This is a genomic window from Sphingomonas kyeonggiensis, assembly GCF_014204495.1.
Classification (GTDB): domain Bacteria; phylum Pseudomonadota; class Alphaproteobacteria; order Sphingomonadales; family Sphingomonadaceae; genus Sphingomonas; species Sphingomonas kyeonggiensis_A.
Window position 1 is genome coordinate 140,822 of sequence record NZ_JACHLN010000004.1, and the last position, 13,423, is coordinate 154,244.

The window sequence follows — 13,423 nt, forward strand, 5'->3', positions numbered from 1 at the left end:
AACTTGGCTCGGGGAGGAATCAATCGCTCACCGCTTCAAATGGGTGATGTCCTGCTTCAACCCATAGAGATACGCCGCCCGGCCATCGCGGACCTCGACATCGGCGGTAATCCGCATCCAGCGCACCTCGCCATTCGGGCGGCGGATTTCCGCTTCGAAGGTGAAGCTCCCGCAGGTCGCGATCGCTTCATCGCGCAGCCGCTTGAGCTCGACCTGCGATTCGGCGCTGTACATCGCCACCGCGTCTTCGCGACGCAGCGGTATGTCCTGCGGCAGCCCGAATATCTCGAACACCCCGGGCGTCCAGCGCAGCGAATCGTCGGAAAGGTCGCATTCCCAGGCGGCGGGCATCGGGGCGAGCACGCCGGGCGCTTCATCGGGCACGACATGCAGACCGTTCGCCCAGCCCATCGGCACGCGGCCCGACGCCGGCTCCGCTACCCGATCTATCCAGTGACGCGACACGCTACCACCCGGGACCCTGCTCCTTATCCCCCTTTGCTACGCCTGTAGTGGTTAATGTCCAGTCCTATCGAACGCCGACGAATCGGTCTTTTAATGTAGGATTCCATCTGCTTGGCTGCCCGGCGATGCCGATCCGCCCCTCCTCCCCCGCCATGCTGCCCGCCAATCCGGCGCCGATCATTTCCGCTGCCGCGCACCCGCGTTGGGGATTCAAGAGATTCAACATTTCTGCTTCCGCCCCGCTCGGGGGTGACGCGGGCGAACACCCTCGCTATGGGCTGCGCCCATGAGCCAGATCACCCCCGAAACCGTCGCCGAACACGGCTTCACTCCCGAAGAATATGAGCGCGTGCTCAAGGCAATGGGCCGCGAGCCCAACCTTACCGAGCTGGGCATCTTCTCGGTGATGTGGTCCGAGCATTGCAGCTACAAGTCTAGCCGCATCCACCTCAAGAAGCTGCCGACCACCGGCCCCCAGGTCATCTGCGGCCCGGGCGAGAATGCCGGCGTGGTCGATATCGGCGATGGCCAGGCGGCGATCTTCAAGATGGAGAGCCACAACCACCCGTCCTACATCGAGCCCTATCAGGGCGCGGCGACCGGGGTGGGCGGCATCCTGCGCGACGTCTTCACCATGGGCGCGCGCCCGATCGCCAACATGAACGCGCTGCGCTTCGGCCGGCCGGATCACCCCAAGATGAAGCACCTCATCGCCGGCGTGGTCCATGGCATCGGCGGCTATGGCAATTGCGTGGGCGTCCCCACCGTCGGCGGCGAGGTCAATTTCCACAAGGCGTATGACGGCAACATCCTCGTCAATGCGATGACGGTCGGCATCGCCGATACCGACAAGATCTTCTATTCGGCCGCGAGCGGCGTGGGTAACCCCATCGTCTATGTCGGCTCGAAGACCGGCCGCGACGGCATCCACGGCGCGACCATGGCCTCGGCCGATTTCGGCGAGGACAGCGAGGAGAAGCGCCCCACCGTCCAGGTCGGCGATCCCTTCACCGAGAAGCTGCTGATCGAAGCATGCCTCGAACTGATGTCATCGGACGCCATCGTCGCGATCCAGGACATGGGTGCCGCCGGCCTCACCTCCTCGTCGGTCGAGATGGCCAGCAAGGGCGGGGTCGGCATCGAGCTGATCATGGACGATGTCCCCCAGCGCGAAACCGGCATGACGCCGTACGAGATGATGCTGTCGGAGAGCCAGGAGCGCATGCTCATGGTGCTCAAGCCCGGCCGCGAAGCCTTTGCCGAAGCGATCTTCCGCAAGTGGGAGCTCGATTTCGCCGTCATCGGCCACGTCACCGATACCGGCCGCATGGTGCTCAAGTGGAAGGGCGACACCGTCGCCGACATTCCGCTCGCTCCGCTCGCCGACGAAGCGCCGCTCTATGACCGTTCGCATGTGCCGACGCCGAAGCCGGCCGAGCTGGCGAACGTGCCGGAGAGCGTGGATCCGGCCGCGGACCTGCTCAAGCTGGTCGGCACCCCCGACCTCGCCTCGCGTCGCTGGATCTGGGAACAATATGACCACATGGTCGGCGCCGACACCACGCAGCGCCCGGGCGGCGATGCCGCAGTGGTCCGCGTCCATGGCTCGGGCAAGGGCCTGGCGATCACCACCGACTGCACGCCGCGCTATTGCTTCGCCGACCCGGTCGAAGGCGGCAAGCAGGCCATTGCGGAGGCATGGCGCAACCTCTCGGCAGTCGGCGCGACGCCGCTCGCCGTGACCAACTGCCTCAACTTCGCCAATCCGCAGCGCCCGGAGATCATGGGCCAGATCGTCGGCTGCCTCGAGGGCATGTCGGAAGCCTGCATCGCGCTCGACTTCCCGATCGTCTCGGGCAACGTCTCGCTCTACAACGAGTCCAAGGCCACCGGCGGCGGCTCGGCGATCCTGCCGACCCCGGCGATCGGCGCGATCGGCCTGCTCAAGGACTACAGCAAGAGCGCGACGATCGCGTTCAAGGGCACCGGCGACATCATCCTCGCCGTGGGCGAGCGCTCGGGCCATCTCGGCCAGTCGATCTGGCTGCGCGAGCTGCATGGCCGCGAGGAAGGCCCCGCCCCGGCGGTCGACCTGATGATGGAGCGCCGCACCGGCGCGTTCATCCGGTCGGCGATCAACACCGGTTGCATCACCGCCTGCCATGACGTTGCCGATGGCGGCCTTGCCGTCGCGCTCGCGGAAATGGCGATGGCGTCGGGCATCGGCGCGATCATCGACCAGCCCCAGCCGTTCGGCATCGCGGGCTCGTTCTTCGGCGAGGACCAGGGCCTGTATGTGGTCACGGTGCGCGACGAATCGCTCGCCGACTTCCTGGTTGCCGCCGACAAGGCCGGTCTTGCAGCCGACCCGATCGGCCGCACGATCAAGGACCGGATCATCTTCGAGTTGGAAGAAGGCGATTTCTGCGTCAGCTTGACCGATCTCAAGGCAGCGCACGAAGCTTTCTTCCCAGAACTGATGGGGGAAGACGCCGCCCTGGCATGAGGTGACGCGCCGGGCCGGCAATGGAGGGAGGTCGTTCGATGACCGAAGGCTATTCCGGCACGCCGCTGGCCCAGAAGCTGGGACTGAAGCGGGGCATGCGCAGCTGGTTCTGCGGCATGCCCGCCAGCGTCCGCGCCGAGATCGATCCCGATGCCCTGGGTATCGAGGAATATGAAGTCGCCTGTACCGGGCTGCAGGCCGCGCACCTCTTCGTCACCGAACGGGCGAAGCTGGAGCGGGAACTGGACGCACTGCTGGCGCTGATCGAGCGCAACGGCTTCATCTGGGTGTCCTGGCCCAAAAAGGCCGCGAAGGTCGAGACCGACATCACCGAGGACGTGATCCGCGAGGTCGCGCTGCCCAAGGGACTGGTCGATGTGAAGGTGTGCGCGGTCGATTCCGTCTGGTCCGGCCTCAAACTGATGATCCGCAAGGAGAATCGCTGAGGACCTAGGGAAGAATCCTTAGTGCCCGCCGGAGGGCGCCGGTGACATGCTGCGGCTAGGGATTCCTATGACCGAGCATGAAGCGCTGCCCTGGCAGCCCTATCCGGAACTGAGCGACGAATCGCGGATCGAGCGGGCCCGGGCCTTCCTCACGGAAATGGCCACACGCCGCAGCTGCCGCGCCTTCAGCGATTCGCCCGTGCCCCGCGAAGTGATCGAGGCAGCGCTCCGGGCCGCCGGCTCCGCCCCCAGCGGCGCCAACCGCCAGCCCTGGCACTTCTGCGCCATCGAGGCCCCTGAGGCCAAGGCGGCGATCCGCGTCGCGGTCGAGGAAGAGGAACGGCAATTCTATTCGGGACGTGCACCGGCAAACTGGATCAACGCGGTCCGCCCGCTCGGCACCGGCGCCGACAAGCCCTATCTCGAGGTCGCGCCGTGGCTGATTGCCGTCTTCGCCCAGCGCCACGCCACCGAAGAGGAAGAGCGCCTCCGCAACTATTATGTCCTCGAGAGCGTCTGCATCGCCGCCGGGCTGTTGCTCGCGACGCTCCACACCGCCGGCGTCGCCACGCTGGTCCACACGCCGCACCCGATGCGCTTTCTCAACCTCGTCTGCCGCCGGCCGGACAATGAGCGCCCGGTAATGCTGGTCGTCGTCGGCCATCCCGCGCCGGGCGCCACCATGCCTGCCAATGTGGTCAGCAAGAAGCCGCTGGAGGAGATCAGCTCCTGGCTGTAGCGTCCCACGCAGGACGCGACAGGGGACGAGGCATGGCAAGGGCTGGACAGCGTATTCTGGTCGCGACGCTGGTCGCCGGCGCGCTCGACATCGCCGCTGCGGTGTTGCTCGCGATCCAGGCCGGGCGCACGCCCGACAAGATGCTGCGCGGTGTAGCGAGCGGACCGTTCCCCGAAGCGGTCCATTGGGGTCTTGGCGGGGCTGCGCTGGGCCTCGCCGTCCATTTCGCGATCATGGCGGTGATGGCCGCCGTCTATATCCTGGCTGCTGATCGGCTGCCGGCGCTCAAGGCGCAGCGCCTGCTGGCCGGCATCCTTTATGGCATCGCCACCTGGGCAGCGATGAACCTGGTCGTGCTGCCGCTGCGCTGGCCCGCGGTGTTCCCGCATCTCGACCCGCAGAGCGTCGCTACCCAGCTCTTCTGCCATATCGTGCTGGTCGGCCTGCCCATCGCGCTGATCGCGGCGCGGCGCTGAATGGAGCGCCCCGCCGGCAGCGACCGGCTTGCCTCGCTCGACATCGTCCGCGGCGTGGCGGTGCTGGGCATCTTGCTGCTCAACATCCTGTCCTTCGCCATGCCCGAGGCCGCCTATTTCAACCCGCGCGCCTATGGCGGCTGGCATGGCGCCGACCTTGCCACCTGGGCGGCCAACTTCGTCCTGTTCGACGGGAAGATGCGCGGGCTGTTCTCGTTCCTGTTCGGCGCATCGACCCTGCTGGTGATCGAGCGGGCCGAAGCCGGCGGGCTAAGCCCTGCCGAGGTCCATTACCGGCGCATGGCCTGGCTGCTGGTCTTCGGCATCGCCCATCTGTTCCTTGTCTGGCACGGCGACATCCTGGCCCATTATGCGCTGGTCGGCATGATCGCCTTTGCGATGCGCGACATGCCGGTTTCGCGGCTCATCATCCTTGGCATCCTGCTCGGCCTGGCAGGGGCGGTGCTGTTTGCGACGATCCCTCTGGGTATCGTCGCGGCGATGGGGAGGGATTCGAACCCTCAGGCGCTCCATGACTATAGTCTCATGTTCGGGGCGCCGAACGCGGCCGATATCGCGCGGGAACTGGCGCTGCACCGGGGCGGCTACGGCCCGATCCTGCTCGACCGGCTGCAGCATGACAGCGGCGCGCTGACCGGGCAGCTGATCTTCTTCGGGCCCGAGACCCTTGCCTATATGCTCTTCGGCATGGCGGCGCTGCGCAGCGGCATGCTGCGCGGCGAATGGGCCCCGGCGCGCTATCGCCGCTGGCTCGTCGCCTGCTGGAGCATCGCGCTGCCCGCCTATGCGCTGCTGGCCTGGTGGCAATGGGCATCGGGCTTCGACATCCGCGTGGTCGCCGCGATGATGCCGCTGACCGCGCTGGCCCGCCCGCCGATGATCGCCGGCTGGATCTGCCTGATCCTGCTCCTCGCCCGCCCCGGGGGCCGGCTGACCGCCCGGCTGGCGGCGGCGGGGCGCATGGCCTTCACCAACTATCTCGTGACCAGCCTGATCTGCACCACGCTCTTCTACGGCTATGGCCTGGGCTGGTACGGCCATCTGAGCCGCTGGCAGCTCTACCCCGTAGTTTTCGGGATCTGGGCAGCGATCCTGACCTGGTCCAGTCTCTGGCTCCACGCCTTCCGATTCGGCCCGTTCGAATGGCTGTGGCGCAGCCTTGCGCGCTGGGAGCTGCAGCCGCTCCGCAACACCAGCCTACGTAATAATGCGACTGCCTCGCAATAGTCTTGCGAATCAGTGTCAATAGCCCTAGATCGTCCCCAGCGAGTTGCGAGGGTTCGATGGTCGTTTGCGTTTGCAATGCTCTGCGGGAACGGGAAGTGCGCGAAGCCGCGCGTGGCGGCGCAACCAGCGCATGCCAGGCCTATCGGGCGCTCGGATGCCAGGCCAAGTGCGGACAATGCGTGCCATTCGCACGTGAGATCATCGCCGAGGAACGTGCTGCTGCGTAACAGTCGCAACAGCCAAAAACCGCAGAAATCCGCCATTTTCTGACTGTTAAACGCGGCCATCCGCGCCTATTCTGCTGCCCGAAATTCAATCAGAAACACAGGTGGCAGCAATGAAGGGCGACCCCAAGGTCCTCGACTATCTCAACGAGGCGCTCAAGAACGAGCTCACCGCGATCAACCAGTATTGGCTGCACTATCGCCTGCTCGACAATTGGGGCGTGACCAAGCTCGCCGAGCTGGAGCGCCACGAATCGATCGACGAGATGAAGCACGCCGACAAGCTGGCGGAGCGCATCCTGTTCCTTGACGGCCTGCCCAATTTCCAGCTGCTCGGCCGGCTGCGCATCGGCGAGACGGTGGAGGAGATCCTCAAGGCCGACCTGGCGATCGAGATGGAAGCCATCCCGCTGCTGCGCGACGCGATCCAGCATTGCGAGAGCGTGCGCGACTATGTCTCGCGCGACCTGTTCGCCTATATCCTCGACAGCGAGGAAGAGCATGTCGACACGCTGGAGAAGCAGTTCGACATGATCGCCCGCATGGGCCTGGAGAACTACATCCAGCTCAACAGCAAGCCTGTCGAAGGCAGCTGAGCCGCATCGGCATCAGGCATTCGGAGCCGGGCCCTTTCCCAAGGGTCCGGCTTTTTCGTATCCGGCACCGGACACGGTTGTTGCTCGACAGCGTCAAGGAGCGGCCGGCGATCCGGCTGGGCGAGCGAAGCAGGCGAAATCCTACATTGCAAGGCGGGTTGGGCTGCGGAGCGCCTGCCCCGGAGGAGCGGAATGTGGATTCCCAGCCCGCGCCCGTGGGCACGGAAATCAGCCCCAGGCTGGTAGCGGGGTAATATCCGCGAGCGATGTTGCGCGTGGCATGCTACCCCTCCACCACCAGCTTCGCTGGCGGTCCCCCTCCCCCTCCGGGGGAGGATGGTGGTGCCAGCACCATGAAGCGCGGCGATGTCGGTAGATGGGTTCGGGCGCCCTCGCCAGTGCGCCGAGACTGGGCCCCGGCCTTAGCCGGGGAACCGGAAGGAAGCCGCCGCGCGAAAGAAGCCTCACGAAATCCCGGCGGCCGGCGGGATGGCGCGAACGGGCAGCCTCAGCCCGCGAGCGAGCGGCGGCCGAAGACCGGGCGGCGTTCCACCAGCGGATTGGATTCGCGCTCGAGCAGCGCGAGCGTGGCTTCGAAGAGCGGGCGCAGCGCCACGACATGTTCGAGGACGTTGGTGGGCGTATCCTGGCGCTCGACGCAGGAGCGCGCGGCCATCTCGATCGTCTCGGCCAGATCGGCCAGCGGATCGGCGCCGAACTGGCGCGCCTCGCCCTTGAGCGTGTGCGCGGGAATCACCATCGACGCGGCATTGTTCGCGCGCATGGCTTCCTCGATCCGCGCGACCGACTTCACGCCGTCCTCGCGGAAATAGCCGAGAATCCGCACGAAATTGGCGCCAAGCTCGGTCCGCGCCTGCGAAAAACTGTCCCAGTTCACCAGCTGTTCGTTGCCGGTCATCGCTTCATTCCCCTACTCCGCGCCCCAGAGCACGGGAGGAAGACTAAAGCCGGTTCGTAAACACAGGGTTGATTTAAGCTAAGGGTCGTTACGGAAGCGTCTGGATTCTCAACCCTTATCGCGGTCGAACGGGTTCTTCGGCGCACGCAGATTGAGCCGCACCGGCACCGCCCCGAAATCAAACTCCTTGCGCAAGCCGTTGATCAGATAGCGCTGGTAGCTCATCGGCAGCAGATCGACGCGGGTGCCGAACAGCACGAACGTGGGCGGGCGCGTCTTGTTCTGGGTGACGTAGCGCGGCTTGATCCGCTTGCCGCCGGGCGCGGGCGGCGGGTTCGCTTCGATCGCACGCTCGAACCAGCGGTTGAGCTGGCCGGTCGAGACGCGGCGCGACCAGGATTCACGCGTCTTGAAGGCGACGTCGATCATCGTGTCGAGGCCCTTGCCGGTCACCGCGGACACGGTGAGCAGCGGCACGCCCTTCACCTGGGCGAGACCTTCGTCGAGCGCCTTCTTCACGCCGTTGAACAGGCTGGAGGCATCCTCGGCCACGTCCCACTTGTTAAGCACGATGATCAGCGCGCGGCCTTCCTGGAGCACACGATCGGCGATCTTGAGGTCCTGGACTTCCAGCCCGCGCGTCGCATCGAGCAGCAGCACCACGACTTCGGCGAAGTCGATCGCGCGCAGCGTGTCCATCACGGAGAGCTTCTCCAGCTTCTCCTCGACCTTCGCCTTCTTGCGCATGCCGGCGGTGTCGATCAGGCGGACCCGGCGCATATTGCCCTCGAAATCCTCCCATTCCCAATCGACCGAGATCGAATCGCGAGTGATCCCCGCCTCCGGCCCGGTGATCATCCGGTCCTCGCCGAGCAGACGGTTGACCAGAGTCGACTTGCCGGCATTCGGGCGGCCGACGATCGCCAGCTTGAGCGGGGCGTTGGGGTTGTCGGGATCTTCCTCCTCGACTTCCTCCTCGCCCTCCCGCTCAACGTGCGGCAACAGCGCCTCGAACAGGTCGGCCATGCCCTCGCCGTGCTCGGCGGAGAGCTGGACGGGCTCGCCGAAGCCGAGCGCCATCGCCTCGATCACGCCGGTCTCGCCCGCGCGGCCCTCGGCCTTGTTGGCGACGAGGATGATCGGCCGGTCGGTCGAGCGCAGCCAGCGGGCGATCTCCTCGTCGAGCGGTGTCACACCGGCGCGGGCATCGACCAGAAACAGCGCGACATCGGCGTCCTGCACCGCTGCCTCGGTCTGCTGGCGCATGCGGCCGGGCAGCGTCGCCGCGTCCTCGTCCTCATAGCCGGCGGTATCGAAGATGCGGAACTCGAGCCCGAGCAGGTTCGCCTCGCCCTCGCGGCGATCGCGGGTCACGCCCGGCTGATCATCGACCAGCGCGAGCCGCTTGCCGACAAGCCGGTTGAACAGCGTCGATTTGCCGACATTCGGCCGGCCGATAATGGCGACGGTGGGCAATGGCATGGCGTTGAAACTCTTGTCGGCGTGGTTCGATCAGAAAGAAGCAGCTTGGCCCAAAAAGCAACGGGCGAGGTCTTGCGACCCCGCCCGCCTGCCATGGCCGGGACAGATATCAGCGGAACGCGGTGAGGCGGCCCTTCTCGTCCAGAACGTAGAGCGTGTTGTTCACCACCACCGGCTGCAGCGAGATCGGATCCTTGAGATCGATCGTCGAGCTGATGCTGCCATCGGCGGGCGAGACGAACACCAGCTCGCCGCGGGTATTGCCCAGGATCAGCTTGCCGCCGGCGAGAACCGGGCCGACCCAGCTATACGGGTTCTTCGGCTTCTTGGCGTTCTTGTAGAGCTTGAGCTGCGAGATCCAGCGGACCTTGCCGCTGGTGCGCGACAGGCAGAGCAGGCGCGCATCGTCGGTGACCACGAACAGCCACTCGCCCGCCACCCAGGGGGTGGAGATGCCGGCGATGTTCTGTTCCCACATGCGGTTGCCGGTGGCGATGTCCATCGCGACCATGCGGCCGCCCTGGCCCACGGCATAGACGCGGCCCTGATCGATCACCGGCTCGGCATCGATGTCCGACAGCGACGAGACCGAGGTGGTCATGCTGGAGCGCGACAGCACGTCGCTCCACAGCTGGCGGCCATTCTCGTAGCGATAGGAATTGAGCTCGCCCGAGGAGAAGCCCGCGACCAGCGTGCCCTGGGCCGAAGCCGGGGCAGCGACGCCGAACACGCCCTGGGTCTCGAGGCTGGCCGATGCCGTCCAGCTGACGTCACCATTCTCCTGCTTCATCGCGAAGAGCTGGTTGTCCTGGGTGACGACATAGAGATTGTCGTTGGCCAGCGTCGGCGCGCCGCGCAGCGGGCCGCCCGGGCGCTTGCGCCACACTTCGGTGCCGTCGGCGACGTTGAGCGACACGACATCGCCCAGGCCGTTGGTGGCGAAGACATGCTCGCCCGCGACGCTGACGCCGCCGCCGAAGCGCGCGGTCTTGTTGCCCTCGGCCTTCACGGTCGCGGCGGTCCACAGCTCGTTGCCGCTGTCGGCGGACATCGCGTGGACGACGCCGTCGGTGTCCATCACGAACAGCTTGCCGCCCGCGATCACCGGCGACGCGGCGAGGCGCTCGCGCTTCGAGGTCTTGGCGACCTGCTTGCTCCAGACGCGCGACGGCGAGGCCGAAAGCGCGAGATGGCCCATCGACTTGGCGGCGTTGCCGCCCGGCTGCGTCCAGTCCTCGTTCACGGCCGCTTCGGGCACGAGCACGTCGACACTGGCCAGCGACTTGTCGCTGGTGATGTCGTTCTCGGACATCAGGATGGGAACGCGCTCGCCGAGCACGGGCGTCTTCTTGCCGCCCGATCCCTTGAAGACCCCGCAGCCGCTAACCAGCGCGAGTGCCGCAAGGGCCCCAGCCACCCTCAGCTTATTGTTCATTTAGCCTGCTTTTCCTTCGACTGATCGAGGACGTCGATCCCCAATACGCTCGCCAGCTGAACCGCGCGTTGCCGCGTCGTATCCGGCACGTTCTCGCCCCCCTGGGCAATCTGCTGGAGCAGCTGGCCGGCCTCGGCCCGCTTGCCCAGCTTGATCTGTGCGGCCGCCACCATCTCGCCGGCGCTGCCGAACCAGGCCGAATCCGGCTTGGCCAGCGCCTGGAGGCGCGAGATTACCACTTCCGGCTTCAGCGCGTCATACTCGACCGTCGTCTGGCGGAGCAGCGCATAGTCGCGATAGGGCTTGGCGAAGCCGCTGTTGTTGGCGACGGCGGCGAACTTGGCGGCGGCGCCCTTCACGTCCTTCTTCTGGACGAGCAGATTGCCCTCGACGATCGCCGACATGGCGGCGAAGCCGTTGGTGCCGCTGGCGGCCAGCTTGGCGAGCTCGGGCGCTGCCTTGTCGCCCTGGTTCTGCTCGATCTGGCGGAGCGCCGCGTCATATTGCTCGCCCTTCTGGCCGGCGGCGGAATCGCTCTGGTGCTGCCAGAACAGGAAGCCGCCGAGCGCCGCGAAGGCGATGACGATGGCGCCGATGATCAGGCGACCATATTTCTGCCAGACGCCCAGCATCTGCGAGCGGCGATATTCCTCGTCGACTTCGCGCAGGAAGGCTTCGTCTGTCGTGCCGGAGGGGGGAAGCGCCAAAATCTACCTCATGCGTCTCTTGCGGGCGCGGACCTATAGCCGCGCCGTGCGGGAATCGATAGCGCTCGGTAGCCCGTCAATCCCGCGGCGCATAGACCTGATCGGGTCCCGGAAAGGACCGCGACCGAACATCGGCGGCATAGGTTTCAACCGCGGCGGAAATACGGCCAGCCAGATCGTCATATTTCTTCACGAACCGGGCGGTGCGCTCGAACATGCCGAGCATGTCGTCGATGACGAGGACCTGGCCGTCGCATTCGGCCGAGGCGCCGATGCCGATCACCGGGCAGGAGACCGCGGCGGTGATCTCCCTGGCCAGCGTCTCGACCACGCCTTCGACGACGATGCCGAACGCTCCGGCGGCGGCGATGGCGCGGGCATCGTCGATGATCTGGGCATGCTCGGCATTGCTGCGGCCGCGCGCGCCATAGCCGCCGAGCGCGTTGACCGCCTGGGGCGTGAGGCCGACATGGCCGACCACCGGGATACCGCGCTTCGTCAGGAACTCGACGGTGGGGGCGAGCGTCTCGCCGCCCTCCAGCTTGACGCCCGCGGCGCCGGTCTCGGCGAGCACGCGCGAGGCGGAGGCGAAGGCCTGTTCGGGGCTGGCCTCGTAGCTGCCGAAGGGCATGTCGACGATCACCAGCGAATGCCAGCTGCCGCGCACCACCGCGGCGCCGTGGGCGATCATCATGTCGAGCGTGACCGGCAGGGTGGACGGCAGGCCGTAGATCACCTGGGCGAGGCTGTCCCCGACCAGCAGCACGTCGCAATGCGGATCGAGCAGCTGCGCCATCCGCGTGGTGTAGGCGGTGAGCATCACGATCGGGTCCTTGCCCTTGCGATCGCGGATGGCGGGAACGGTCAGGCGCTTCATCGGCGCCGGGGTCGGGTTAGCGCGGCTCGTGGCCGTGTCCATCGTGACGTGCGACATGGCGGGCTCTCTAGCCGCTCCGAACCGCGCCCGCCAGCACCGAGCGGCATGCAAGTTCGCCTCGCTTGACTCAATGTTAGATATTTCTAACATAAGGTCATGTGATTCGAACTTGAGGTGAAGAATGCCATTCAAGGAAAAGATCGCCTGGATCTCGGTGGTCACCACGATCCTGGTGTGGGGCGGCTATTTCGGCTTCGGGCTGGCGACCGGCTGGCAGCTGCACGGCATGGTCTATGTCACGGGCTTTGTCGGCGCGGTGATCGTCCAGACGATCCTGGTGGTGGCGGCGAGCATCGTCACCGCCGCGCTTGCCCCCCGCGACGCCAGCGCGGGCAGCGACGAGCGCGACCGCGACATCGCACGGCGCTCCTATGCCTTCGCCTATCCGGTGCTGCTGACCCTGGTCCTCTGCGTCGCGGCGAGCATGCACTTCGGGGTCAGCAAGATCGGCATGGCCTATGGGATCATGGGCGCGATCGTGATCGCCGAGATCGTCCACTATGCCGCGCAGATCGCCGGCTATCGCCGGGGGTATTGAGCATGGCCTATCGCGAGAAGACCGCCTGGCTGACGCTGATCTGCATGATCGTGGCGTACGGCATCTACTTCCCGATGATGGCGCTCAGGGACACGCAACCCACGCTGTTCGACATCCTCTGGGCCTTCGGCATCATCGCCGGGCTGCAGGCAGTGGCGGTGATCATCGGCAGCATCGTCCTCGCCATCCAGACCGAGCCGACCGCGCGCCGCGCCGATGAGCGCGACAAGGCGATCGCCCGGCGCGGCGCCTCGGCCGGCTTCTATGTGCTGATGGCCGGCACGATCCTGGTCGGCGTGGTGATGCCCTTCACCGAACCGGCGCCCAAGATCGTCAACACCACCCTGCTCGCACTCGTCATCGCGCAGGCGGTGAGCCTGGTCCTGGTCCTCATGAGCTATCGGAGGGGCTGGCATGGCTAAGGGACGCGTCGTCAACCAGGTCCGCACGCTGCGCTTCCTCGCCGGCGAGATGACCCAGGCCGAGCTGGGCGACAGGATCGGCCTTACCCGCCAGACCGTGGCAGCGATCGAACAGGGCAAATATTCGCCGACGCTCGAGGCAGCATTCCGCATTGCCCAGGTATTCGGCAAGCCATTGGAGGAAGTATTCAGCTGGGAAGAATAAGCCGTAACTACCCATTTTGGCAGAGCCGGCACTTGCACGGATCGGCAACCACGCTAGCGTGGTTGCCACCAGATTGGG

16 protein-coding genes are annotated in these 13,423 nt (G+C 66.2%); 10 read left to right on the top strand and 6 right to left on the bottom strand.

The window, feature by feature from the left end; all coding sequences use genetic code 11:
• Positions 1-27: 27 nt before the first annotated feature.
• Complete coding sequence (locus HNP52_RS19600; RefSeq protein ID WP_311768520.1) at positions 28-465, bottom strand: PAS domain-containing protein; 438 nt, start codon at positions 463-465, stop codon at positions 28-30.
• 286 nt (positions 466-751) lie between these two features.
• Between HNP52_RS19600 and purL the strand changes: the two genes are divergently transcribed.
• From purL to bfr, 7 genes are all read left to right on the top strand, one after another.
• Positions 752-2,971 carry a phosphoribosylformylglycinamidine synthase subunit PurL gene (purL, locus tag HNP52_RS19605; RefSeq protein ID WP_184169547.1) on the top strand — a complete coding sequence of 740 codons (2,220 nt, stop codon included), beginning with the start codon at positions 752-754 and terminating at the stop codon, positions 2,969-2,971.
• Between the two features lie 38 nt (positions 2,972-3,009).
• Positions 3,010-3,417 (top strand): DUF3052 family protein, encoded by a 408-nt coding sequence (locus tag HNP52_RS19610; protein ID WP_184169550.1) that lies wholly within the window; start codon positions 3,010-3,012, stop codon positions 3,415-3,417.
• 67 nt (positions 3,418-3,484) lie between these two features.
• Positions 3,485-4,156 (top strand): nitroreductase family protein, encoded by a 672-nt coding sequence (locus HNP52_RS19615; protein WP_184169553.1) that lies wholly within the window; start codon positions 3,485-3,487, stop codon positions 4,154-4,156.
• Between the two features lie 32 nt (positions 4,157-4,188).
• Complete coding sequence (locus tag HNP52_RS19620; RefSeq protein ID WP_184169556.1) at positions 4,189-4,632, top strand: hypothetical protein; 444 nt, start codon at positions 4,189-4,191, stop codon at positions 4,630-4,632.
• Entirely contained in the window at positions 4,633-5,880 is a 1,248-nt protein-coding gene (locus tag HNP52_RS19625) for a DUF418 domain-containing protein (RefSeq protein WP_184169558.1), read from the top strand.
• Positions 5,881-5,936: 56 nt separating this feature from the next.
• On the top strand, positions 5,937-6,107 hold the full coding sequence (locus HNP52_RS19630) for a bacterioferritin-associated ferredoxin (RefSeq protein ID WP_184169560.1): 171 nt from the start codon (positions 5,937-5,939) through the stop codon (positions 6,105-6,107).
• 110 nt (positions 6,108-6,217) lie between these two features.
• Entirely contained in the window at positions 6,218-6,700 is a 483-nt protein-coding gene (gene bfr, locus HNP52_RS19635) for a bacterioferritin (RefSeq protein WP_184169562.1), read from the top strand.
• Between the two features lie 508 nt (positions 6,701-7,208).
• Here bfr and HNP52_RS19640 read toward each other — a convergent pair.
• From HNP52_RS19640 to panB, 5 genes are all read right to left on the bottom strand, one after another.
• Complete coding sequence (locus HNP52_RS19640; protein WP_184169564.1) at positions 7,209-7,619, bottom strand: Hpt domain-containing protein; 411 nt, start codon at positions 7,617-7,619, stop codon at positions 7,209-7,211.
• A 108-nt stretch (positions 7,620-7,727) separates the two neighbouring features.
• Entirely contained in the window at positions 7,728-9,101 is a 1,374-nt protein-coding gene (der, locus tag HNP52_RS19645; protein WP_184169566.1) for a ribosome biogenesis GTPase Der, read from the bottom strand.
• A gap of 109 nt (positions 9,102-9,210) precedes the next feature.
• Positions 9,211-10,536, bottom strand: a complete 1,326-nt coding sequence (locus HNP52_RS19650) for a PQQ-like beta-propeller repeat protein (protein ID WP_184169568.1) — start codon at positions 10,534-10,536, stop codon at positions 9,211-9,213.
• The gene (locus tag HNP52_RS19655) at positions 10,533-11,243 is read right to left on the bottom strand and encodes a tetratricopeptide repeat protein (protein ID WP_260396275.1); all 711 of its coding nucleotides are present in this window, start codon (positions 11,241-11,243) and stop codon (positions 10,533-10,535) included. The genes HNP52_RS19650 and HNP52_RS19655 overlap by 4 nt, the downstream gene beginning before the upstream one ends.
• Positions 11,244-11,319: 76 nt before the next feature.
• Positions 11,320-12,177, bottom strand: coding sequence for a 3-methyl-2-oxobutanoate hydroxymethyltransferase (panB, locus tag HNP52_RS19660; protein WP_184169571.1), 858 nt, complete (start codon positions 12,175-12,177; stop codon positions 11,320-11,322).
• Positions 12,178-12,301: 124 nt separating this feature from the next.
• Here panB and HNP52_RS19665 point away from each other — a divergent pair, with 124 nt between their 5' ends.
• The 3 genes from HNP52_RS19665 to HNP52_RS19675 are packed head-to-tail and all read left to right on the top strand — an operon-like array spanning position 12,302 to position 13,345.
• Positions 12,302-12,718, top strand: coding sequence for a hypothetical protein (locus tag HNP52_RS19665; RefSeq protein WP_184169574.1), 417 nt, complete (start codon positions 12,302-12,304; stop codon positions 12,716-12,718).
• A 2-nt stretch (positions 12,719-12,720) separates the two neighbouring features.
• Positions 12,721-13,140, top strand: coding sequence for a hypothetical protein (locus HNP52_RS19670; protein WP_184169577.1), 420 nt, complete (start codon positions 12,721-12,723; stop codon positions 13,138-13,140).
• Entirely contained in the window at positions 13,133-13,345 is a 213-nt protein-coding gene (locus HNP52_RS19675; protein WP_184169580.1) for a helix-turn-helix transcriptional regulator, read from the top strand. Before HNP52_RS19670 ends, HNP52_RS19675 begins: the two co-directional genes overlap by 8 nt.
• The last annotated feature ends 78 nt before the right edge of the window (positions 13,346-13,423 follow it).

What these genes read in the sequence shown, in the direction of transcription:
- HNP52_RS19665 (WP_184169574.1), top strand. Translation starts at nt 12,302, where the DNA reads ATGCCATTCAAGGAAAAGATCGCCTGGATCTCGGTGGTCACCACGATC.
- panB (WP_184169571.1), bottom strand. Translation starts at nt 12,177, where the DNA reads ATGTCGCACGTCACGATGGACACGGCCACGAGCCGCGCTAACCCGACC.
- HNP52_RS19625 (WP_184169558.1), top strand. Translation starts at nt 4,633, where the DNA reads ATGGAGCGCCCCGCCGGCAGCGACCGGCTTGCCTCGCTCGACATCGTC.
- purL (WP_184169547.1), top strand. Translation starts at nt 752, where the DNA reads ATGAGCCAGATCACCCCCGAAACCGTCGCCGAACACGGCTTCACTCCC.
- der (WP_184169566.1), bottom strand. Translation starts at nt 9,101, where the DNA reads ATGCCATTGCCCACCGTCGCCATTATCGGCCGGCCGAATGTCGGCAAA.
- HNP52_RS19610 (WP_184169550.1), top strand. Translation starts at nt 3,010, where the DNA reads ATGACCGAAGGCTATTCCGGCACGCCGCTGGCCCAGAAGCTGGGACTG.
- HNP52_RS19675 (WP_184169580.1), top strand. Translation starts at nt 13,133, where the DNA reads ATGGCTAAGGGACGCGTCGTCAACCAGGTCCGCACGCTGCGCTTCCTC.
- HNP52_RS19640 (WP_184169564.1), bottom strand. Translation starts at nt 7,619, where the DNA reads ATGACCGGCAACGAACAGCTGGTGAACTGGGACAGTTTTTCGCAGGCG.
- HNP52_RS19670 (WP_184169577.1), top strand. Translation starts at nt 12,721, where the DNA reads ATGGCCTATCGCGAGAAGACCGCCTGGCTGACGCTGATCTGCATGATC.
- HNP52_RS19630 (WP_184169560.1), top strand. Translation starts at nt 5,937, where the DNA reads ATGGTCGTTTGCGTTTGCAATGCTCTGCGGGAACGGGAAGTGCGCGAA.
- HNP52_RS19620 (WP_184169556.1), top strand. Translation starts at nt 4,189, where the DNA reads ATGGCAAGGGCTGGACAGCGTATTCTGGTCGCGACGCTGGTCGCCGGC.
- HNP52_RS19615 (WP_184169553.1), top strand. Translation starts at nt 3,485, where the DNA reads ATGACCGAGCATGAAGCGCTGCCCTGGCAGCCCTATCCGGAACTGAGC.
- HNP52_RS19650 (WP_184169568.1), bottom strand. Translation starts at nt 10,536, where the DNA reads ATGAACAATAAGCTGAGGGTGGCTGGGGCCCTTGCGGCACTCGCGCTG.
- bfr (WP_184169562.1), top strand. Translation starts at nt 6,218, where the DNA reads ATGAAGGGCGACCCCAAGGTCCTCGACTATCTCAACGAGGCGCTCAAG.